We start from the raw sequence: 21,066 nt of genomic DNA, 5'->3' as shown, positions 1-21,066 counted from the left end.
ATGTTGCAAAGTTCCCGGCACATCCCGCCGAGGATGTGCGAAGCAGCGCCCGGTCCGCGCGCATGCAAGATCCATCAAAGAGGAATGCTAATGACTGACACGATCAGCCACCATGAACTCGATGAAACCCCGTTGGCCAGTCTGCAACACCAGGGCCGACTCCTCAACGCGGTCTTCAGGGGGCATACGAACGCGCCTCGCCGGATCGGTTTTCGCGGCGAGCTCGCGCTACGCTTCGGACCGCGGCTCGCCGACGAGGCGCGCCCGCCCGAGCTTTCCTGCGAACAGGTCATGGCCGTAGCGGACGTCAGCGACCCGCACCTGTCGTTCTTTGCCGGTTGGCTACTGAGCTTCGAATACCTGAGAGACGTCGCGGAAGTGCTCGGCAATGCCCTCTCGGCCCGCGGAAAGTATTTCCTGTTCTGCGACAACGTCGATCTGTCCAGACGCTACCAGGTGCCGTACAACGGAGCGGTGTTCTACGTGCTGCCGATTGTGGAATCGACCGTCTACAACGAGATGCTTGAGCTCCTGCATCTGGAGAAGAGCGAGCTGAAAAGGAAAGACACGGCCGGCAAGCTCGACGCGGTCGCCGACGCCGCGATCCTCTTCGACCTGCCGTTTGACACGATTAGCTACGCGGAAGGACTCGAAGCGATGGGGCCGGTTCGCAATCCAAACGAAAACAGGCCAGTCTGACCTATCATTTCAGCGTTTCGGGCGCGTGTGACGGCGACGCCTATCCAATGAGCCGGAGTGTCATCATGTCACTACTCACCGACACTGTCCCATACGAAAGCGCAAGCCGCCGCGATGTCACGTGGGCAACGCTCGGAACATGGCTCTCGATCCACGACTTCCCGGACATTCACTCGCGCAGCATTGAGGGCATGACGCCGCTGATGGCGGCAGCGCTGCACGGCGAAGACAGCATAGTCGCCGCGTTGCTGGATGAAGGTGCACACGTCGGCGCGCTCGACGACGAAGGTAACCAGGCACTCTGGCACGCGTGTCTGGGCGGCGCACCCGCATCGATCCTACGGTTGGTCGGGGCCGGCCTCGATATTGATCACACGAACGGGAACGACATCACGTGCCTGATGCAGGCCGCCGCCAGCGGCCGGCTCGAGGTCATGTGGCTGCTGATATCGCTCGGCGCCAGCGACAGCCTCGTTGCGCCCGACGGGCGAAATGCATTCGACATGGCCACCGATTTCGGACTGCAGCTCTTGCATACGGTAGGCCGGCTCAGGGACGCCCGGCGGGGATCGATCTCCGCCACCGATCGGTACGTCGCGGAACTGAGGCAACCACGAATTCCGGGTAGCGTCCTGCCGGATAACTCTTTGCGCTGAAAGGAACTCATGCCGCTATACGACTATCTATGCCGCAACTGCGCGTTGCATTTCGAAGCGCTTGTGCGTGGTGGCACGACGCCTCTTTGTCCGCGCTGTCGCAGTACCTCGCTGGATAAACAGGTCAGTGCGCCGTGCGCTCCCGCCCGCAGCAAAGCAATCATCGCGGCGGCACGCCGTCAGGCCGCGCGCGAAGGCCATTTCAGCAACTACACGGCTACAGAACGCAGCAACCTCCTGCGCCGCGGTTGAAGCGGCAGCAGCAATGGTACGGCGGCTTGTCCAGCCGGGAATTGCTGCTGCCGCCTGGAGAGATAGATAGCGGCTCCAGCGCCGAAGTTGATCGCCGTGCCCTTTAGTGGCCTGACGATGTACCGATGTACCTTCACGCGTGCGCACGGAGCTGCGTATGTAGCCGCAACGCTGGCGCCCTGCCACCAATCCGCTACGCGTTAGAAGCCACGCTCGGTTCGGATCGCGTCGAAGGCCCGCACGTAGCGAAACTGCTGGTGAAAGGATGGCTGTAGGCTGCGGTTTCCATCCCCCAAGGCTCTCTCATCGGCAAGCTTGCGCAACCGTTCCCTAGTGGCCGAATGCCCGTTGGTATTGCCAGCCGGGATTGCCCGCGTGCGCTTACCGCTCTTTTGCTGTGCCGTGGCAACCTCCATGCGACCGCTCCAGCATTTACTGACTTGGCACTAAATAGTGCGTAGTGCGTTAACGGGTATGAAGACGAAAACTGATGCCCGACACCTCGACGGGGGCCCTCGCAGGCGCACCTGAGAAAAGTAGTGGTGCAAACGGTGGTTGATGGAATCGCGCAAACCGCGCCGGCTCACACATTCGGGGCAAGTCCGCGGGCAGTAAGCAACTGGATGAAGCGGTCGCGAGAAGGCGGCCTGAGATCGCTCAGGCCATGCAAGCGTGGCCGTCGACTGGAAAGTGGCCGGTTGGATCACCGGCAGACCATGAGAATCCGCAAGCTGATCATCGAACCGATGCCGGATCGGCTGGCGTTGCCATTCTACCTGTGGACCCGCGAGTCGGTAGCGCAGCTCATCGAGCGCGAGTATGGCATCAAGGTGTCTGCGCGGACGGTCGGTCGATACCTGAAGCATTGGCCCATCGCTCCAGCATGACGACTGCAATACGGCATGAACGAGTTCGTTCTCTCGTCTCCACGGGCTGGCTCGCCAAGCGCGATTTCAATAGTCTCCATCGTAGGCGCCCTCTTCGGCTAGGATAAGCATATCGGCCTCACTGGCTTCCGCCGTCACGGAGACGCAAACCCCTGTTGACGTCGCAAAATAGACGCGGCGACCACGAAATTCCACCACCGGCTCTTCATTGAACAGTTCGACCGCGCTGATCCGAATGACACGCACGTCGGGATAGCGCTTGCGCCAACCTGCTGCGGCTTCCGACAACGTCGGCTCGTTGAGAACCAATTCGGTTATCGTATGTATCTGAGCTGCAGTAAGCGCCATGTTAGTCGTGACCGCCCGCCAGGCGCCGGGCTTCCACGGTGACCGGAAGCACGGTGTCGGGCGCCAACTCAGGCAACTCGAACTGCCAGCCGTTCGCAAGCGTGACGAGCCCACCCCACATCCGTGCCCGCGCGATTGAAACAATTGGCTCCTCCAAATCCGTCCTCGGAATGTAGGCGCAGAGTATGCCTTTGCTATCCTTTCGGATCGTGATTTTCACAGTAAAAGCTCCTGGTTTGGTTAGGAAATTTGCGCCGTGCGAACGTACATCGTTTTGAATACAGCACGAGCAAAGTGGCGACGCTGGCAGCATGTGAGAAATGCCGCCGCAGCCAATACATAATCTGTCACGCGCCCAGCTCGTCTCCTTGCGCGATGGTCGCACCGGTGCAGAAACAGTTTTGTTCCTCCGGGCAGCCGACCAAAAGCCGTCAAAGAGAGGCGCAGCGGCTCGCCGTTCTCAACCACCTGCCCGACGTCGACGATCTCGCCGAGGGAGCCGGCCCTCAGGAGACACTTACCTTCGCCCCGGTCGCGATATCCGCCATCGTTGTAGCTGTCGTGCAGTACGACCACGCTCATACCTCATGAATAGGGCTAGCTCGCAACTCGATTGTCCGATGCATCGCCCTGGTGTTCCGTGTGCCAAAGGCTTCGCCCATCCGCCGCTGTCGCAGTCGGCAGTATCTGGTCGATCGAGCTCAGAACCGTGGCCCGCTCGCCCAGACACGCGAGCACGTCATCGGGAAGATAATCGAGCGTGCACAGTTCCTTCGCGCGCATGCCGACCTTGCGATCTGTTTCAACGAAATGAACCGCATAGATGTAAAACCGCTGCAGGAACATGTCGATCCGGGTGACATAGCCTGCGTCGCCCTTGTTCACGAGAAGCTCGCCCATATTCTTGCCGGTGTAGGTGCCATCGTTGCGAATTACCGAGCGCGCGATCACACGCTCGCCAATGCTGAACGATGGCGCACACGCGACCTCGATGGCGTCCTCGTTTTGGAAGTCACCCATCATTTGCTCCTGCGAAAGGCCAAGGTGTGCACTTCACGATGCTGGTGGCGGCAACAAGGGGCGCCCGTGTCCGATCGCACCCACTTCAATGCGCCTGACACCGGGTTCGCCTTCGCTGGCGGCAACACCAGGTCCCTGATTGTCCTTCATGAACGCGAAACCCGACCGATCAGGTGTGTCGACGAAGTCGATCGTCACACCGTCCAGCAGCAGGCGGCTTTCTGCGGGCAGGAAAAGACGCAGACCATTGATCTCCATCGCCTCGTCGCCTGGCTGCGCCCCGGTTACGGCACTGAACCCGGCATCGTATCCAGAGCAGCCGCCAGAGTTCACAAGCAGACGAAAACCCGCACCAGATGGCAAGCCGGAAAAGCGCACAATACGGCGCATGAACTTTTCGGCAGCGGGTGTCACGGTAAGGTTGGGCAGCATGGTGTCGGTCCTGTCAAAGTGAGCAGTCGTTAGACGCAAGTGGCGCGATGCGCGGGGAAACGGGGCTAGGCCGGAACGATGCATCCGTCCACGGGGCACACCGCCACGCATTGCGGAGTATCGAACTGGCCGTCGCACTCCATGCATTTCTTCGGATCGATTGCAAAGACACCGTTTTTCTCACTGATGGCGATATTGGCGCACTGCGGCTCGCAGGCCGAGCAGCCGGTACACGTTGACGCAATGATCTTCAGGGCCATGCGACACTCCTTGCAATGATGATCGGTGTAAGCCCGGTGAGACAGGCATGACTATCCTGCCTGCCGCTCAAGAAGCTGCATCTGCGGTCGCAGCCATCAACGCCCCCGGCGGGATTGTGGCCTCGCCACGTTGCGCATGCACGATCACGCCACCGGCTACACGGCTGCAATAGTCGGCGAACCACGCAAGCGCCGCCTTTTCGATAAATTCGCCCGCGTACTGGTCCACCGGCTCGACGCCCGCGCGCGATAGTTCCTTGCGCGGACACGCGCCGATCTTTGCAACCAAGACAGCATGACAATCGCTGATCGCGCGCGTGAGCTGCAGCAGGCCCTCGTCGTCGCCATAGCCGCCTTGGCAATAAAGGTCCACACGGCGGTGGCCGACGAAGAACGCTCCGGCAGCGCCAATCTCGAAAATCTGGAATTCGGAGACATGCCCGAAATGCGCGTTCACCCGGCCGCGCCCCTTCGTCGCGACGGCAATCAAAACCTTCATGTCGCCCTCCACCGCGCTCGCCTGCGCGAAGGCGAGCGCCTCTTGTTTCGCACCACGCTGCATATCGACTTCGGCTTCCAGGCGTCGCTGAAATTCGCGGCGACCGTCGAGGTCATAGTCGACTTCCATGTGGTCGATCCTGTCGAGCGTGAACTCCTCGCGGCGATCCTCGCCGAGAAGCCCCACCGCGTCGGCACGACACTGCCGGCAATGGCGCATCAGGTTCGTGCCGCCCATGCACGCCTCCTGCACGGCCTTAAGCTCACTCGCAGTCGGACCACGCTGTCCGCGCAGGCCGAAATACGTGCCATGCTCTGGCTGGGAGATCAGCGGCATGATGTTGTGCAGAAAGGCACCGCGCCTCTTTACCTCGCGATTTACCTCGATCAGGTGTTCGTCGTTGATGCCTGGAATCAACACCGAGTTGATCTTCGTAAGTACGCCACGCGCAGTCAGCATCTCGAGTCCTCGCATTTGCCGCTCGTGCAAGATGCGCGCGGCCTCTTTTCCCGTGAGTCGTCGGTGGCCCCAGAAAATCCACGGATATATCTTTTCGCCGATGACAGGATCGACCATGTTAATGGTGATGGTTACGTGGTCAATGTTGTGCTCGCAAATCTCGTCGACAAGGTCCGGCAACGCGAGTCCATTCGTCGACAAGCATAGCCTGATGTCCGGAGTCCGCTCGCGAAGCATACGGAAGGTGTCGAAAGTCTTTTTCGCATCAGCCAGCGAATCGCCGGGACCCGCAATGCCAAGCACGGTCAGCTGCGGGATCCGGCCGGCGACGGCCACTACCTTTTTTACCGCCTGCTCCGGCGTCAGCTTCTCCGACACGACACCAGGCCGGGACTCGTTCGAACAGTCATATTTGCGATTGCAGTAGTTGCACTGAATGTTGCACGCCGGGGCCACCGCCACATGCATCCGCGCATAATGACGATGCGCCTCTTCTGAATAACAGGGGTGATTCTTAATCTTTTCCCACACCTCTGTCGGCAGGTCATCGGGTATGCCTGACGAACCACGGCCAGACTGACCGTCGCCACCACTGCGTGGACAACAACCGCCGCCCGGGGGAGCGAGCGCTTCGACGGTGGACCCCAGGCGCGTTATCTGCCCGATGCCGATACAGGCAGTTGAGGGCAGCATGCTGTGGTTCGCGCTATCTTCCATGGATATCTCCTCGCAACCGACGGCGGTCGCACGCTAAGCCAGAGCGAAATCCGTGCCACTCGAACGCGATTCGCTTCGGGTCTCGTTCAATCTTGGAGTTGGTCGGACACCGGTGATAGGGCCGATCAGGTTTCTCGGGTTTGCGCCGGCATTCAAATTCGACAAACCCGACTAATCTGTCGCTTTTGCGACAGATATCACAATTGCGGTGTTTTGTTCGCAAACATTACTTCGCATACCCAATTATTATAATAACCGATGCGGCGCTCAATCCGCTCGTAGTCGCCTGATGGACGTCAGCACTGTCAGGAAAAGGACATAGGCGACACGAATAGCCGGTTGAAATGCCCCGCAAAGCACTCTGTCACCGGTGATGCTTGTCTGGCACGAGCCTTGCGAATCCATCGGCGACTATTCAATAGGCCGTAGACATGCTCAAACCGATAATCAACGACACGACACTCCGCGACGGGGAGCAGGCCGCCGGTGTCGCGTTTCGCCTCGAGGAAAAATGCGCGATCGCCGCATCACTTTCGCGCGCTGGTGTGGCCGAACTCGAAATCGGAATTCCGGCCATCGGCGAAGACGAAATCGCGTGCATCGAGGCCATTGTCGACCTTAAGCTCGACGCCAGTCTGATGGTTTGGGGCCGCCTCACCGATGGGGATCTCGCTGCGGCATTGCGCTGCCGTGCTGATATCGTTCATCTCTCGATTCCGGTTTCGGACATTCATTTGCAGTATAAGCTGCGTCAGTCGCGCGGCTGGGTACTAGCGCAGATAGCACGCGTCGTCGAGGAGGCAGCGAAAAATCACTCTAAGATTTCTCTTGGCATGGAGGACGCTTCGCGCGCGGACCCCTCGTTCCTCATAGAAGTCGCTCGCTGCGCGCAGCGATATGGAGCGCAGCGTGTGCGGTTTGCGGATACCGTGGGTGTGCTGGATCCCTTTAAGACCTTCCACGCCATTGCAGCGCTGCGCAATGCTGTTGATCTTGAGATCGAAATTCATGCACACAACGACCTCGGGCTTGCCACAGCCAACACACTCGCCGCTCTTGGGGCCGGCGCCACGCACGCGAACACCACCGTCAACGGCTTGGGTGAGCGGGCCGGCAATGCGGCGCTGGAAGAAATCGTGATGGGCGTGCGGCACCTGCTGGGACGTGACACAGGCGTCGACACGCGAGCGCTGCTCAACATTTCCTCGTTGGTAGAACGGGCGTCAGGCCGTACCGTTTCGTTCAACAAGAGCATCGTCGGTCGAGGTGTCTTTACTCACGAATCGGGCATACACACCGACGGCATCGCCAAGCATCCCACCACCTACGAGGGATTCGACCCAGCTGAGCTCGGCCGGCAACGGTCGATGATTCTCGGGAAACATTCTGGATCTCAAAGTGTGCGCGACGCCTACGACGCTTTAGGCGTGAGGGTCGCTGAGCGACTCATCCCGCCGCTGCTTGCGCGCATTCGTTCTTTCGCCATGCAGCACAAACAGGCGCCCAGCGCAAGGGATCTGCATCGCATCCTGGCCCAAGCTCGCGGCACGCGAGTGGAGGCGTCATGAGTGTGCTCATCGCGGCCAAACCTGTCCAATAGGAGCAACGACATGCAAAGAGCTATCGAGCAACTGTATCACCTCTCATCGATCGAGGATTTCATGCGATTCTTCGAGATCGCATTTGATGAAAAGGTGGTGAACGTGAGCCGCCTGCACATCCTCAAGCGCTTCTTCCAGTACATCGAGCAACAGGAAGAACTGCCGCGGGACAACGCGACGGGCGTGCTCAACGTCTACCGAAGTCTGCTCCAGAAGGCTTACAACGACTTTGTTGTGTCCACGCCTGCGGAGCAGAAGGTATTCAAAGTTTTCCAGGAAGCGGATGGACGGAGGCTCGTCGCCCTTGACAAGGTGCGCGCGTCGTTGCCCACCCGCGGCGCCGCCTGACCCGGAGTTCCTCAATGCATATTGTCGTCTGCATCAAGCAGGTCCCGGATTCGGCGCAGATCCGGGTTCACCCAGTCAACAACACCATCATGCGCCAAGGCGTGCCGGCAATCGTGAACCCGTACGATCTGTTCTCGCTGGAAGAAGCGTTGCGGATAAAGGATCGCTTCGGCGGCGCAGTCACGATGCTCTGCATGGGACCGCCACAGGCTGAGGAAGCGCTCCGTAAATGCATCAGCTACGGCGCCGACGACGCCGTGCTCGTCACCGATCGTGCGTTCGCTGGCGCCGATACGCTCGCAACATCGTATGCGCTTGCCGCCGCGATCAGGCAAATCGCAACAGAACAGGCGGTGGACATCGTCTTCACTGGCAAACAGACGATCGACGGCGACACCGCTCAGGTCGGCCCCGGCATTGCCAAGCGCCTCGGCGCCCAGTTACTCACCTATGTGTCCAGGATCGTCGAGATCGACGTCGACGCGCGCACGATCGTCGTCGAGCGTCGTGCCGAAGGCGGCGTGCAGGTACTCAAAACTGCATTGCCATGTCTTGTGACGATGCTTGAGAACACTAACGAACTGCGCTTCGCAACACTGCCGGCAATGATTCACGCGGCAGGCTTCCCCGTGCGCAAATGGAACCGCGAACAGGCCGGCATTGAGGACGCGAGCAAGATCGGGCTGAAAGGTTCACCGACAGTGGTCAGCAAAGTGTTCGGCCCGACGTCGCGCGCTGAAACGGCTGAAATGCTCGAACTCGGCGCGTCCAGCCTCCGCGATGTGTCGTTGAAACTGATGCATAAGATATTCACTCGCCATCCGACTCTGGAGGCGGACGTGCTGATGAAGAGGGACTCATGAACTCGCCCGCTGCCTCAAACAAGAAGCCGGCCGTGCCAGCCAAACCGGCCGGAGGCCGTAACCTCGATCTGCCCGAGCACCTAAAAGCCTATCAGGGTGTCTGGGTCTTTCTTGAGCACGATCGGGGTCACGTACATAGCGTGTCGTGGGAACTGCTCGGTGAGGCGCGCAAGCTCGCAGACAAACTCGGCAGCGACGTCGCCGTGGCGGCGCTCGGCGGTAAGGACGAGCCACTTGAACAGTTTGCCACCCAGGCGTTCAGTTTCGGCGCGGACAAGGCATACGTGATTCACGATCCGGTATTGCTCGGTTACCGCAACGAGCCGTTCACAAAAGGGCTGACCGATCTGGTCAACAAGTACCGCCCTGAAATTCTGCTGCTCGGTGCAACCTCAACGGGCCGAGATCTCGCCGGCTCTGTGGCAACGACGCTCTCGACCGGCCTCACCGCCGACTGCACCGAGTTAAACATTGATCCAGCCTCGCGCGCGCTGGCGGCCACACGGCCGACTTTCGGCGGCTCGCTACTTTGTACGATCATGACGCTCGCATACCGCCCGCAGATGGCGACGGTGCGCCCGCGGGTCATGGCGATGCCGCAGGCGCAAACGGGGCGCGGCGGCGAGATCGTGAAGGAGGCGCTTGGGATCGTTGAGGCCGACATTGTGACCAAATTGCTCGACTTCATCGCCGATGACAAAAGTAATCAGGTCAACCTGCCCTACGCGGACGTCATAGTTAGCGGCGGCAAGGGGCTAAAGAACCCGGAGAATTTCCGGCTCCTGTTCGATCTGGCACGCGTGCTCGGCGGCGAAGTTGGAGCAACCCGTCCGTGCGTGCAGGCGGGCTGGGTGGAGGCCGATCGGCAAGTCGGGCAGACAGGCAAAACCGTGCGGCCGAAACTTTACATCGCTGCGGGCATCTCGGGCGCGATCCAGCACCGCGTCGGCATGGAGAGTTCTGACGTCATCGTCGCGATCAACACCGACCCGAACGCTCCGATTTTCGACTACGCGCACTATGGCATCGTCGCGGACGCACTTCAACTGCTGCCGGCGCTGACGTACGCGTGCAATGACCATCTGGAACTGCAGCAGATGCGTAGCAAAAGGAGAGCATGATGAAAAAGACCTCACGATTCGATGCGATCGTCGTTGGTGCCGGACCGTCTGGCAACGCCGCAGCTTACGTGATGGCCAAGGGCGGACTGGAGGTGCTTCAGATCGAGCGCGGCGAATATCCTGGCAGCAAAAACGTTCAAGGCGCGATTCTCTACGCAAACGCGCTGGAACAGATCATTCCGGACTTTCGTGATCACGCTCCGCTCGAGCGCCACATCATCGAGCAGCGCATGTGGATGCTCGACGATACTTCCTTCGTGGGCACGCACGTGCGTAGCGACGACTACAACAAGCCACCGTACAACCGCTACACGATCATCCGTGCGCAGTTCGACAAGTGGTTCTCATCGAAGGTGCGCGAGGCCGGCGCATTGCTGATCTGCGAGACCACGGTGAATCACCTGATCATGGATGGAGACCAGGTGGTCGGCGTGCAATGCGATCGGGAGCAGGGCGAGGTCTACGCGGACATTGTGATTCTCGCGGACGGGGTCAACTCAACGCTCGCACGCAAGGCGGGCTTTCACGGCGAAATCGAGGCGAGCAACGTCGCGCTGGCTGTGAAGGAAATTCTCTTCATGCCAGAGGAGACCATTCGCCAGCGCTTTAACGTCGGCGATGAAGAAGGCGTCGTGATCGAGATGGTTGGCCGGATCACCGAAGGCATGGCGGGAACAGGGTTCCTCTACACAAACAAAGAGTCGCTGACCATTGGGGTCGGCTGCATGCTGAGTGACTTCAAAAAGAACTCGAACCGCATGAGCCCGTATGTGCTGCTCGAAAAAATGAAGCGTCATCCGTCAATCGTGCCGCTCATCGCAGGGGGCGAGATGAAGGAGTACTGCGCTCACCTGATTCCCGAAGGAGGCTTCGATGCGATACCGCAAGTGTACGGCAATGGCTGGATGATCGTCGGTGACTCAGGCGGCTTCGTCAATGCCGCGCATCGCGAAGGTTGCAATCTCGCCATGACAACAGGACGCCTCGCTGCCGAAACCGCCATCGCCGCAAAAGCGGTTGGCCGTGGCTACCGCGCTAACGCACTAGCCACGTATAAAGACGCGCTCGACGACAGCTTCGTGATGAAAGACTTATACAGATACCGCGACATGCCGAAAATCCTACACCGCAATCCACAGTTCTTTACGACATACCCTGATCTCGTCGCCAAGGCGGCCCGTACCATGATTACCGTGGATGGCGTCGACAAGAAGACCAAAAAGCACGAGGTTATGGCCAGTTTCCGCGAAAGCCGCTCGCTGACCGGGCTCGTCGGCGACGCGTACAAATTCTGGAGGGCCTTCCGATGAAAACGGTCGATGTCAATATCGAGGAAAAGCTGTTTCAGAACCGCTACCGCGTGGACGTAGGCCGGCCGCACGTCCATATCAAAAATGTTGACGTCTGCACCAACGACTGTGCCGACAAAAGCTGCACCTTCGTATGCCCTGCGTCCTGTTATCGGAAGGAGAACAACGGCTCGGTCACGCTGATTACCGACGGCTGCCTGGAATGCGGCAGTTGCCGCATTCTATGCACAGAACACCACAACCTCGAATGGGCGTACCCACGTGGCGGGCATGGCATCCTGTTCAAATTCGGGTAGAGAAACACATCTTAATCAAATCGGCTCCCGAACTTCACGAAAGGCGGGGGAGCACCATCATCGGAGCAAGTTAATGAACCTCATTACCGGTATCGAATCGACCGACCTCTTCGGCGGCAACGTCCCCGCAGCCGTGCTACAGCTGATCGATACGGCTCGCGGCGGCGACGATGAGGATGTGGCCGCCGCGCTATGGACTGCGGTTCTGACGTACCCGCGCTGCCTGCCCCCCTACTATCTCCTGTATAAGTTCCATGCGAACCGTGGTGAACTTGGCGAGGCGCAGGAGGTCGCGACCAAGGCTTTGGCGGTCGCCGCCCGACAAGCGTCGATCGACAGCAACTGGTGTGCGGTACAACCGGGCGATGCGGACTTCACCATTCCCGGTCCTAGCCGCTTCTGGCTATTCACGCTCAAGGCACTGGCGTTCATCAGCGTGCGGCGCGGCAACCGCGCCGTTGCACTGAAGCTGATCGCCAAGCTACGCAAGCTGGACCCTACCGATTGCGTCGGTTTCGATGTCGTGGAAGCTTTGCTGACACAGTCCGGATCGCGATAATTGCCTCTGACTGGTAGTACATCCTCGGCACGGCTACCGAGAAACTCCCTGCGAGTTTCTGGGGCGTTCGAGTGTCAGTGTCGGACCTGACAGTCATCGCGCACCTTCCCCGCAGGCGCATGCTCACTTGGGCAGCCAGAATCTTCATTCCGGTCCGAAGCAATCCGCGAAATCCGCGCAGTCGCCGCAGTACGGGGCCTTGCAGATAGACAATGCCTCTCGCTCGCACAGTTGCTTATGGAGGAATTTTTTCCACTTCATGCCGTGGACGTTTTTCTCAGCAAGCCGTGGAAACCAGTAGCCGAGCAGCGCCGACAATTCATGCCGCGAACGAAGGCGCAAGTCCTGCCAGAGGTGTTTGTCCCGCACAGAGGCGCAGGCCAGGGCATGGGAAATACAATGGACTTCGCTGGTTGTCCCTGCGCGCGGATCAGCATGCGCCTTGAACAAGGTTATGAGGTCTTCAACCTCGTCGTATCGCGAGCCACGCTGCGGGGTGGTCACAGCAAATGCGCCCTGTGGCAGCGATAATGCACCGTCCGCGCCTGGGAACCACCGTGCAAGTAGCCAGCGGGTCTCGTCGGCATTGAGTCCGCAGATAGGCAGTATGCGCACGCCGGCTTCCTCGAACGCCGCTGAAAGCACTCCAGCGAGTGCAAGGACCGTGCAGTCGTTAGGGTTTATCGCGTGGCGCATCAGCGTCGCGTGGAAATCCATAGTCATACTCTCGCGCTCAAATCTGCGCCGGGACGTGCCTGTAGCACTTTTTCGGACAGATCCTCGCGCACGCCGTGCAGCCGATACACAACTGCGGGTGCGCAATTGTCATGACCTTCTTTTGGTACTCGTCTTCATCATCGTCATCGAGCGGAATGAGCGCGCCGTCCTCGCTTACACCAACGAGTTGAAGGACACCTCGAGAACAGACTCGAAAGCATCGCCCGCAGCCGATGCATTTTTGCTCGTCGAGCGAGGAGACAAATGCCGGAGTCCAGATTTTTCCACCGGGTAACTTCACGCTGAAGGTATCGTTCATGTCAGCCTCCGGGGCGGTTCACCCGGAACCGCCGCTACGGTCTTGCGCGCGTCCATCAGCGCGGCGTGCGCGTCGTGACAGCGCTGGGCGACCATCAGGATCTGCTCCCAACCGGTCGGCAGTTCCTCCGACAGGTCATGCAGATCCATCTTGGCTTGCATTGCCAACGCATTGAGCTTTTTCAGGCGCGCCTTAAGTTCTTGCGGGTCATTCATCATGTCCTCCCCTGTCACACGGCCCACTGCGGGCGTCGCGGGGCCGCCAGCGCGGCAATCGTGTCAGTGATTGAGTTAGCGATCAAATATCTCGTCATCCTCTGCAATATCGTATGATCTGCCAGCATTTTTGGTGAGCGCCTTGCGCAACCACGGTGGCGGCGTGCCCTTCAGGACGACCCTCAGCTTGATCAGGATGTCCTCGATCGACTCCGGCTGCGAAACTTTGACCGGATGGACTTTCAGCGCAACCACGCGTGCCGCGCCCGAACCGCCGATAGCCGCGACGTACAGGATCGCACAGCCCTGGATCACTTCAAGCTTCTGCGTGAGCTTGTCCTCGTCGCCGTCCTCGACCAGATTGTCACCAAAATAAAAGGCTTCCACGAACGTATGACTGTCGGCCGTTACATCGTACGTAACGATGTTCTTCGCCGACCCGAAGTGCGCGTCGACATGCACCTTATCCTGCGTGGCAAATGCAATTTTCATGCGATGGATTCCTAGTGATGTTCATGGTGCTGGCTGCAATCACCAGCACCGTCATTTCATAGCCGGGACTGCTGCGGCGACGGCGATGGCGGCAACACCCAGTCGGCTGGATGGCGGTGTACAATCTGTGCGATCAGCAGATTTGCGATTTCAAAGATAAGGTTCATCGTGCCTCGATAGCCGATCTGGCAACGATGTGCGTTACCGATGCGGTCAAACACGGGAAAGCCTACGCGCATGAGTGGCTTGTCAAGGCGTGCGGCCATCTGCCTGCCGTGCGAATGAGTAATGAGCAGATCGCAACCGTTCGCGGCTCGCTCCATGTCTTCCAGGTCACCCAGCACCACCCTGCTCGCCGGCAGTAGCGCATGCGACGCCGATGTGGTCGTGCTGACGCAGACCGACAGCTCCGCGCCCATTTCCTGTAGCAGCGAACCGATTGCGAGCAGCAAATCAGGTTCCGCACCCACGGCCACCTTGATACCGCCGGTGTAAAAATGGCCGTCGAGCATCGCATCGACCAGTTGGCTGCGCTGCCGGCGGTACTTTGCCGGAACGGCCTGCCCCGACAGTTGCGCGAGGCGCTGCAAGAACCGGTCATTGGGTTCGAGCCCGGTGAGCCGCTCGAAAATTTCGAACGGCGTCCCAGCTATCGACTCGAGCGTCTGCGCACCTTCACGGGTTTGCTCGCCAACTCCGATCGTAAAGGCCGAACCACCCGCCATCCGGATCTGATCGAGCGTAGTTCCGCCTAGCGTGGTACCGCGCCAGACAGGCGAAAGATGGCCGTCGAGCGAACGCGAGATGTCGGGGAGTATGATCGGGTCTAGCCCGAATGCGCTGACGATCTCTCGCAGTTCGTCAATATCGCCCGGCGATAGATGACTACCTGGTAGCAGATTGACCTGTCGGTGTACAGTAGGCAGCGGCTTGACCAGCGTCTTCACGATTGCGGTAAGAGCATGCCTGTAGCCGTCCTCAAAGGCGCCAACATAATCCGGCGTCGAAACGTAGACGAGTTCGGTGTCGTTCAGTTCGGGCTTGCGTCTGCGCACCATCGCGAGATGGCCCACGATGTCTTCCCCGTTCGTCTCGGTGAGCCCCGTCGAGCAGAGCACGATGATTTTTGGCGCCGCGCGCCTACGGATGTTTAGCAGCGCTGTCTCGACGTTTTCATATCCGCCGAGAATAGTGGTAACTTCATTCATCGCTGTTGTCTGCAGCGGAATTGCCTCTCTGAAATGGCGCACCAGCAGCACGAGGCCGAACGACGTGCAGCCTTGCGAGCCGTGCATAACCGGCATGCACGCGTCGAGTCCCATGGCCGCATAGCTTGCGCCGAGCGGTTGGCTCGTTTTCAGCGGATTGACCGTGCAGGCTTTCTTTGACTCAACGACTATAGCCATGATGTTCGCTCCACGCTGCGCTCAGGCTGTGACGCCCGGACAAACCCCAGTCGCGCAACCCTGCACGCTTGCACGCGGCAACTCTGGCGTCCTGTCCTCCGCGAACTGCGGCAAACCAGCACTGACGTTCTCAACCTCGTCATCCCACGGCGCCGGAATACGCACCAGATCCCAGACCGGGTTATGGATCGCGCGGTCGATTTCGCGCACTAGCGCGACGATGCCCTCATACCCGGCGTATGGATGATGGCGTTCCTGGTTGACGTCGAGCCATGGCGTGCGCGCCTTCAGCGCGACATACTGCGAGCGCCCACCAGACAGCATGATGTCGGCCTTCGCGTCGCAGAGCATCGCGTACATCTCGCGTGCCGTCATATTCTCGACCATGCGCGCGTCGTCTCCCATGATCTCTTTGATCCTGTCCTTGTCGCCCTCCGTGCTCTTCTTAACACTCGTGCCGACGATCTCAAGCCCCGCCTCCTGCAATGCCGCCACAACCGACCACGACTTCACACCGCCCGTGATCAGCAACACCCGCTTGCCATCGAGTTGCTCGCGGTACGGAGCAATGCGAGCCCAGGCACGTGCCTCTTCTGCCGCAATCAACCGCTCGGTACGCGCAAGCAGGTCCTCAGGTGCGCCCTGCTGCACCAGCAGCTTCGCGACCCGGCGTAGCGCATCGCTCATATCGCCGATTCCGTAGAACGAGCCCTCAAAGTACGGAATGCCGTAGCGCTGCCGCATCTTTGTCGCGACGTTGATCATCGACTTCGAGCACACCACCATATTGACCTTCGCGCGGTGCGCACTCGCTATCTCCCTGTACCGGCCGTCGCCGGAAATGCAGGACAATATACGGATACCGAGTGCATCGAAGAGCGGCTTCGTCTGCCACAATTCACCCGACAGGTTATATTCGCCGATGATATTAATGTCCCAAGGCGTCGTATACGCCGGTTCACGAGTGCCAATCACGTAATCGAGAAGCGCCTCGCCCCCAAGTTTGTTTCCCACGTTTTTCGATCCGGCGAAGCCGGGGGCATTCACCGGTATAACGGGCTTCCCGAACTTTTCGGATGCGTGTTTGCAAACCGCTTCTATGTCGTCGCCGATGAGCGCGGTCACGCACGTCTGATATACGAACACGGCGGGCGGATCGTACTTTTCTATGATCTCGCGCACACTACTGAAGAGCCGCCTCTCGCCACCATAGATCACATCGAGTTCATTGAGGTCAGTCGTGAAGCCTGTGCGGTAGAGCGTCGACCCGGAAGATGCCGCATGCCTGTTATCCCAGGAGTTCCCCTCGCATGCGATCGGGCCGTGAACGAGGTGAGCAACGTCAACAACCGGCTGCAGTGCGATCTTCGCGCCGTCGAACGCGCACCCGCCAGCCGCCGTCCCCGGCGAGACTTGTTTCGCGCAGCCCTGCTTGCGCTCCTTCTCGCTCTTGGCCTGGTTCTTCGCGCAACCTGGCTCGTCGAACACTTCGGCAGTGCTCGTCTTGAACAACATCGCGACTCCTGACAATCTGAGGTCCACGACGAAACGCAAGTTGCATACCATCGACGTAGAGCGCGTGCGACGCCATTGCGGCGCTGTGCAGGGGCAGGAATTGTCGTCATTGACATCATCCCGACAGAGTTGAAAGGATTGCGACATTGCACGACAATGCAGATGTACTCACGGGCCTTTTGTCTATCAGAAGCGACGTACTTCGATCTCGTGCTTGCGTAGCGCGTAGCCAATCTGCCGCGGCGTGATGCCGAGGAGCCGTGCTGCTTTCGCCTGCACCCAGCCACAACGCTCCATTGCCCAGACGAGCCGCTCACGCTCGCCCTCCGGCCTGCCGTCGCCGCCAGGGACATCGAACCGGCCGCCGTTAAGATCGGCGGCGTGGCCACTTGCCAGCGCGTTCGGCGCTTCGCTCGCAACAAGGTTCGACGAGGGACCGGGACGCACAGCATCTTCACGCTCGATGTGATGCAATACCTTCGTCAGGCACTGGTCGATCTCGCAGAGGAAGGAAAGGCGATCTATGATGTCATGGTGTGTCATCGTCGCAGTGCGCTCAACACAGTTCTCGAGTTCCCGCACGTTGCCGGGCCAGTAACAGTTCGACAGCACGCGCAATGCTTCGTCGCTGAAGCGCAGTAAGCGACCGTTGTCGCGGTTGAAACGATCGAGGAAATACTGTGCCATCGCCGGAATGTCTTCGCGACGCTCGCGCAGCGGCGGCAAAAGAATACTTACCACGTTGATGCGGTAATACAGATCCGCGCGGAACTCCCCGTCCCTCACCATTCGTTCCAGATTGCGATTCGTCGCAACAATCAGCCTTACGTCAACTCTTACCGGCGTCGCGCCACCTACCCGTTCGAACTCCCGCTCTTGCAAAACGCGCAAGAGCTTCGCCTGGAAGGACGAAGAGATATCGCCGATTTCGTCGAGGAAAAGTGTCCCGCCGTGCGCTAGCTCGAAACGCCCCTTGCGTTGAGATTGCGCCCCAGTGAACGCGCCCTTCTCGTGGCCGAACAACTCGCTTTCGAGCAGCGTTTCCGTGAGCGCCGCACAATTCACCGCGATGAATGGCTGCTCCTTGCGCGGGGATAGACGACAGATTGAACGCGCGATCAATTCCTTGCCCGTACCGCTCTCGCCCCGCAACAGCACCGTCGTTCTCGCCGGCGCCACTTGATGGACCTGCGCGAATACCTGCTGCATCGCCGCCGACGCACCGATCGTGTTATCGATCTGATATGCACGAATGGTTTCCTTACGCGGGCGCCTGACCGGCTCTGCGCCGTCGTGCATGGCCTTCTCGTCCCGATGAAGCAGCAGCGCCTGTGCCATCGGCGCCGCTACAATCTTCATAAGCTGAAGGTCATCGCCGAAAGTACGCTTGCCGTCCGGATTCTCGCAAAAAGCCACAAGCACGCCGAGCGGCCGCCCTTCGTGCCGGATCGGAGTCCCGAGCAGAGCGACATGTTCACCCTCGGATCCACCGACGGCTCCGATGTCGTCCGCGAAAAGCGGTTCTTCATTCAGCTCAGGCACAACCACTGCCGCGTCGCTCGAGTGCAACCGTCCTACGATCCCCTCTCCGGACAGGAAGCGCGCGCGGTCGCGCCAGCCCTCTGACAACCCAGTGCTGCACAAACTGCACAGATGTCCGTCCGGTTCCGTGACGGCGATGAACGCCGAGCGCCATCCGAGCGCATATGACAGATAACGCAGCGACTTGTCCAACGTCCGCTCGGCGTCACGGGACGAGACTAGCGTCTTTACTACTTCGTAGACTACATCGAAATCTGGAAGACTATCGTTGAGATGAAAATGCGGCATGGATTTGAGCTCCGGCGCTAGCACGCCAAGCGCCCCGGAAACACGGCTCGACAAAAATGTCGATACTGTGCTCGCGTCGGCGATGACAAATTTGCACGCCACAACTAAGCGCGTGTCGACGACGCCGACAAAACGAACAAAGTCGCAACTGCGATATCGAATAGGTGCGACAACCACAAACAACGTACGCGTGTATGCGCGCCTAGGATACTAACGGAAAAAATTGGAGGTTTTACTACAAATTCTCGTCAGCTTCAGCACCGGATAACTTATACGTTTTGCTTATTAACTTACACCGAAGCTCGATACAAACCAGACGTAGCGTGACAAGCGAGAGTGACACCATGCTATGAAACTACGCCTCGTTTTTGCATTGGTGACATCGCTCACCTTTTTTCCATCAGGTCATCTCTCAAGCACTGCACTGCCTAGGCAGTCGGCCTTGAGCGTATGAATCGGGCAATCGAGTACTCGTTTACTGTTCGAATTCACGAATAACACAAACCGCCTGCATGAGAGAACGAAATCTCATTGCACCTTCGACGAGATTTCTCCTTGATATTTGTCAAGCTTCGCTCACCGGCTTGTTGGAATTTCGCCGTTGCACTCAGCGATCTGCCCCGCATCCGGACGGTGACAGCCCGGCGCATTTGTCTCGCACATATATCGCGAGTTCGGATGCGTCGAAAGCTTGCCCCGTCCGATGCGGCCTGCCGGAAGACGCGGATAGCATGGAAACGCGTGTAGTGGCATGCCGGTACGCTCTTAGTTGAGAGCGCCGTCGTCTGTGGAACCCAATTGCAACGCGCGAAAGAGGAAGCGCTGCAGTGCCGTTGCTGCGGACGTGCTGTCGTGTGCATTCGCGGGACTAAACAGGCCGAACTCCACGACGGGCGGTATAGGCAGCCCGGCAGAACACGGATCGATTGCCCGCATCGTATCGCGGCGCACATGCCAATCGAGTAGCACGGCAATTCCGAGCCCTGCCTCAACGGCCGACTGGATCGCGGACAAACTGGTGCTTGTGCAGGCGACGCGCCACGCGATGCCGGCCTCAAGCAATGTCGCAAAGAAGTTCTCCTGCCATCGACATGTTCCGCCAAATGCGACGATGGGCAGAGGTCCACCTCGCAGGTCAGCGTTTCTCGTGCGTGCGGCGGCCCAGCGAAGCGGATGCCGCCAAGTAACGAGCGGTTCGGCGTGAATCAGCGCTGGATCTCCAATCGCAAAATCCAGCGTGTTGGTTGCGAGCCGCTGGGATAACGCAGGGCTGGCGTCGACGACGATCTCCAGTGCGACGTCTGGAAACGATGCCGAGAACTGCCTGAGCGCATGGCGGAGGTGACTCATTGCGACGTCTTCCAGAATGCCAATCCTGACGGTACCTGAAACGTCGCCTGCATTGAGTGCGGAGCGGGCGGCAAGCCCAATTTCGAGCAACTTCTGCGCATATGGTAGCAGCACACTGCCCGCCGAAGTCGGCTTCACGCCACGCGGCGAACGTTCGAGCAGGCGTTGGCCGACTTCGTCTTCAAGACGACGAAGAGCCATGCTGACGGCAGCCTGGGTGCGATGAAGTGCCATTGCAGCGTTACTCACGCTGCCAGCCTCAACCACCGTCACGAACGTACGCAGCAGCGTGCTGTCGAGATCGCGAATCATCAATTTCCCTCATGCAGACATAAAGATTATCAGCTTATACCACGCATACACTTGGGGTTAATATCCTTCCGTCACTCAATCGGAGAACATGCGCGAGCGAGAATTTGAACGCAAAACAAGTCGAGAGCGACCACTTCGGTCTCGCGCCCAATTGCGCCATCGCGCCGATGTCCGCTGCCACGTCCGCCCGCAGGGGTTGGCCAAAGACTGCACCATTGCCATTCAAAAGGGCATACGGCACGATTCGCACAACTTGGCTGCGGGTACGCTCCGAGGCGTTAGCGCTGGTGCCATCATGCAGCCGCCAATCTAGAAGGAGTTCTGCGTGTGGCCGAGCTATTAGCAGGAAGACCCAGGCAAGTCGGTTCTAATCTAATCAAACATCATCGAGAAGCATTTGAAAGTCTTGCGTCTCACCACACAACGACTCCGGTCTGCCTAACTCCAGAGAACAAGTAGCCTCTTAAGTCCCGAGCTACATATTGCCTTGCTCAAAAATCACCCGGTGTCTTTTGGCTCTTCCAGCCAGTGAATAAAGAGTGGCCACAGCGCTGCTTTCTCCGTTCTTGTTTCTTCTATTTTA

At 59.2% G+C, this 21,066-nt stretch carries 27 protein-coding genes; 11 read left to right on the top strand and 16 right to left on the bottom strand.

What is annotated here, in order from left to right; genetic code table 11:
* Window positions 1-90: 90 nt before the first annotated feature.
* From BPHY_RS38250 to BPHY_RS38240, 3 genes are all read left to right on the top strand, one after another.
* The gene (locus BPHY_RS38250) at window positions 91-699 is read left to right on the top strand and encodes a hypothetical protein (protein WP_041766638.1); all 609 of its coding nucleotides are present in this window, start codon (window positions 91-93) and stop codon (window positions 697-699) included.
* A 65-nt stretch (window positions 700-764) separates the two neighbouring features.
* Window positions 765-1,355, top strand: coding sequence for an ankyrin repeat domain-containing protein (locus tag BPHY_RS38245; RefSeq protein WP_012406779.1), 591 nt, complete (start codon window positions 765-767; stop codon window positions 1,353-1,355).
* 9 nt (window positions 1,356-1,364) lie between these two features.
* Window positions 1,365-1,607 (top strand): FmdB family zinc ribbon protein, encoded by a 243-nt coding sequence (locus tag BPHY_RS38240; RefSeq protein WP_012406778.1) that lies wholly within the window; start codon window positions 1,365-1,367, stop codon window positions 1,605-1,607.
* 200 nt (window positions 1,608-1,807) lie between these two features.
* Here BPHY_RS38240 and BPHY_RS38235 read toward each other — a convergent pair whose 3' ends face one another.
* On the bottom strand, window positions 1,808-2,023 hold the full coding sequence (locus BPHY_RS38235) for a hypothetical protein (RefSeq protein ID WP_041766636.1): 216 nt from the start codon (window positions 2,021-2,023) through the stop codon (window positions 1,808-1,810).
* A 207-nt stretch (window positions 2,024-2,230) separates the two neighbouring features.
* Between BPHY_RS38235 and BPHY_RS38230 the strand changes: the two genes are divergently transcribed.
* Window positions 2,231-2,494, top strand: coding sequence for a helix-turn-helix domain-containing protein (locus BPHY_RS38230; RefSeq protein WP_157686966.1), 264 nt, complete (start codon window positions 2,231-2,233; stop codon window positions 2,492-2,494).
* A gap of 66 nt (window positions 2,495-2,560) precedes the next feature.
* Here BPHY_RS38230 and BPHY_RS38225 read toward each other — a convergent pair whose 3' ends face one another.
* From BPHY_RS38225 to nifB, 7 genes are all read right to left on the bottom strand, one after another.
* Window positions 2,561-2,842: a hypothetical protein gene (locus BPHY_RS38225; RefSeq protein ID WP_012406776.1), complete on the bottom strand. Its 282-nt coding sequence runs from the start codon at window positions 2,840-2,842 to the stop codon at window positions 2,561-2,563.
* Window position 2,843: 1 nt separating this feature from the next.
* On the bottom strand, window positions 2,844-3,062 hold the full coding sequence (gene nifT, locus BPHY_RS38220) for a putative nitrogen fixation protein NifT (protein WP_012406775.1): 219 nt from the start codon (window positions 3,060-3,062) through the stop codon (window positions 2,844-2,846).
* A gap of 20 nt (window positions 3,063-3,082) precedes the next feature.
* Window positions 3,083-3,424: a nitrogen fixation protein NifZ gene (locus tag BPHY_RS43795; protein WP_012406774.1), complete on the bottom strand. Its 342-nt coding sequence runs from the start codon at window positions 3,422-3,424 to the stop codon at window positions 3,083-3,085.
* A 15-nt stretch (window positions 3,425-3,439) separates the two neighbouring features.
* Complete coding sequence (locus BPHY_RS38210; RefSeq protein WP_015004765.1) at window positions 3,440-3,865, bottom strand: nitrogen fixation protein NifZ; 426 nt, start codon at window positions 3,863-3,865, stop codon at window positions 3,440-3,442.
* Window positions 3,866-3,895: 30 nt separating this feature from the next.
* On the bottom strand, window positions 3,896-4,294 hold the full coding sequence (locus tag BPHY_RS38205) for a HesB/IscA family protein (protein WP_012406772.1): 399 nt from the start codon (window positions 4,292-4,294) through the stop codon (window positions 3,896-3,898).
* Between the two features lie 65 nt (window positions 4,295-4,359).
* Window positions 4,360-4,554 (bottom strand): 4Fe-4S dicluster domain-containing protein, encoded by a 195-nt coding sequence (locus tag BPHY_RS38200; protein ID WP_012406771.1) that lies wholly within the window; start codon window positions 4,552-4,554, stop codon window positions 4,360-4,362.
* A gap of 67 nt (window positions 4,555-4,621) precedes the next feature.
* Complete coding sequence (gene nifB / locus BPHY_RS38195) at window positions 4,622-6,229, bottom strand: nitrogenase cofactor biosynthesis protein NifB (protein WP_012406770.1); 1,608 nt, start codon at window positions 6,227-6,229, stop codon at window positions 4,622-4,624.
* Between the two features lie 431 nt (window positions 6,230-6,660).
* Between nifB and nifV the strand changes: the two genes are divergently transcribed.
* The 7 genes from nifV (at window position 6,661) to BPHY_RS38160 (ending at window position 12,327) form a co-directional block, all read left to right on the top strand.
* Window positions 6,661-7,797, top strand: coding sequence for a homocitrate synthase (gene nifV / locus BPHY_RS38190; protein ID WP_012406769.1), 1,137 nt, complete (start codon window positions 6,661-6,663; stop codon window positions 7,795-7,797).
* Between the two features lie 42 nt (window positions 7,798-7,839).
* Window positions 7,840-8,178, top strand: a complete 339-nt coding sequence (gene nifW / locus BPHY_RS38185) for a nitrogenase stabilizing/protective protein NifW (RefSeq protein ID WP_012406768.1) — start codon at window positions 7,840-7,842, stop codon at window positions 8,176-8,178.
* A 14-nt stretch (window positions 8,179-8,192) separates the two neighbouring features.
* A complete protein-coding gene (locus BPHY_RS38180; protein ID WP_012406767.1) occupies window positions 8,193-9,041 on the top strand; it encodes an electron transfer flavoprotein subunit beta/FixA family protein in 849 nt (282 codons plus the stop codon).
* Window positions 9,038-10,162, top strand: coding sequence for an electron transfer flavoprotein subunit alpha/FixB family protein (locus BPHY_RS38175; RefSeq protein ID WP_012406766.1), 1,125 nt, complete (start codon window positions 9,038-9,040; stop codon window positions 10,160-10,162). Before BPHY_RS38180 ends, BPHY_RS38175 begins: the two co-directional genes overlap by 4 nt.
* On the top strand, window positions 10,162-11,472 hold the full coding sequence (locus tag BPHY_RS38170) for an FAD-dependent monooxygenase (protein WP_012406765.1): 1,311 nt from the start codon (window positions 10,162-10,164) through the stop codon (window positions 11,470-11,472). The genes BPHY_RS38175 and BPHY_RS38170 overlap by 1 nt, the downstream gene beginning before the upstream one ends.
* Window positions 11,469-11,768 carry a ferredoxin family protein gene (locus BPHY_RS38165; RefSeq protein ID WP_012406764.1) on the top strand — a complete coding sequence of 100 codons (300 nt, stop codon included), beginning with the start codon at window positions 11,469-11,471 and terminating at the stop codon, window positions 11,766-11,768. The genes BPHY_RS38170 and BPHY_RS38165 overlap by 4 nt, the downstream gene beginning before the upstream one ends.
* Window positions 11,769-11,841: 73 nt before the next feature.
* A complete protein-coding gene (locus tag BPHY_RS38160) occupies window positions 11,842-12,327 on the top strand; it encodes a hypothetical protein (protein ID WP_012406763.1) in 486 nt (161 codons plus the stop codon).
* Between the two features lie 144 nt (window positions 12,328-12,471).
* Here the strand turns inward: BPHY_RS38160 and BPHY_RS38155 are convergent, their stop codons facing one another.
* The 8 genes from BPHY_RS38155 to BPHY_RS38120 form a co-directional block, all read right to left on the bottom strand.
* A complete protein-coding gene (locus tag BPHY_RS38155; protein WP_041747178.1) occupies window positions 12,472-13,044 on the bottom strand; it encodes a nitrogen fixation protein NifQ in 573 nt (190 codons plus the stop codon).
* Between the two features lie 16 nt (window positions 13,045-13,060).
* On the bottom strand, window positions 13,061-13,363 hold the full coding sequence (gene fdxB / locus BPHY_RS38150) for a ferredoxin III, nif-specific (RefSeq protein ID WP_012406761.1): 303 nt from the start codon (window positions 13,361-13,363) through the stop codon (window positions 13,061-13,063).
* A complete protein-coding gene (locus tag BPHY_RS38145) occupies window positions 13,360-13,581 on the bottom strand; it encodes a CCE_0567 family metalloprotein (RefSeq protein WP_015004758.1) in 222 nt (73 codons plus the stop codon). Before BPHY_RS38145 ends, fdxB begins: the two co-directional genes overlap by 4 nt.
* 72 nt (window positions 13,582-13,653) lie before the next feature.
* Window positions 13,654-14,070, bottom strand: coding sequence for a nitrogen fixation protein NifX (gene nifX, locus BPHY_RS38140; RefSeq protein WP_012406759.1), 417 nt, complete (start codon window positions 14,068-14,070; stop codon window positions 13,654-13,656).
* A 56-nt stretch (window positions 14,071-14,126) separates the two neighbouring features.
* On the bottom strand, window positions 14,127-15,476 hold the full coding sequence (nifN, locus tag BPHY_RS38135) for a nitrogenase iron-molybdenum cofactor biosynthesis protein NifN (protein ID WP_012406758.1): 1,350 nt from the start codon (window positions 15,474-15,476) through the stop codon (window positions 14,127-14,129).
* Window positions 15,477-15,497: 21 nt separating this feature from the next.
* On the bottom strand, window positions 15,498-16,991 hold the full coding sequence (gene nifE / locus BPHY_RS38130; RefSeq protein WP_012406757.1) for a nitrogenase iron-molybdenum cofactor biosynthesis protein NifE: 1,494 nt from the start codon (window positions 16,989-16,991) through the stop codon (window positions 15,498-15,500).
* 186 nt (window positions 16,992-17,177) lie between these two features.
* The gene (gene nifA, locus BPHY_RS38125; RefSeq protein WP_012406756.1) at window positions 17,178-18,821 is read right to left on the bottom strand and encodes a nif-specific transcriptional activator NifA; all 1,644 of its coding nucleotides are present in this window, start codon (window positions 18,819-18,821) and stop codon (window positions 17,178-17,180) included.
* A gap of 765 nt (window positions 18,822-19,586) precedes the next feature.
* Complete coding sequence (locus BPHY_RS38120; RefSeq protein ID WP_012406755.1) at window positions 19,587-20,483, bottom strand: LysR family transcriptional regulator; 897 nt, start codon at window positions 20,481-20,483, stop codon at window positions 19,587-19,589.
* Window positions 20,484-21,066: the final 583 nt, after the last annotated feature.

This window comes from Paraburkholderia phymatum STM815 (genome assembly GCF_000020045.1).
Lineage (GTDB): Bacteria > Pseudomonadota > Gammaproteobacteria > Burkholderiales > Burkholderiaceae > Paraburkholderia > Paraburkholderia phymatum.
Note: the sequence above shows the minus strand (reverse complement) of the source record. Positions and strands in the feature narration are given on the sequence as shown.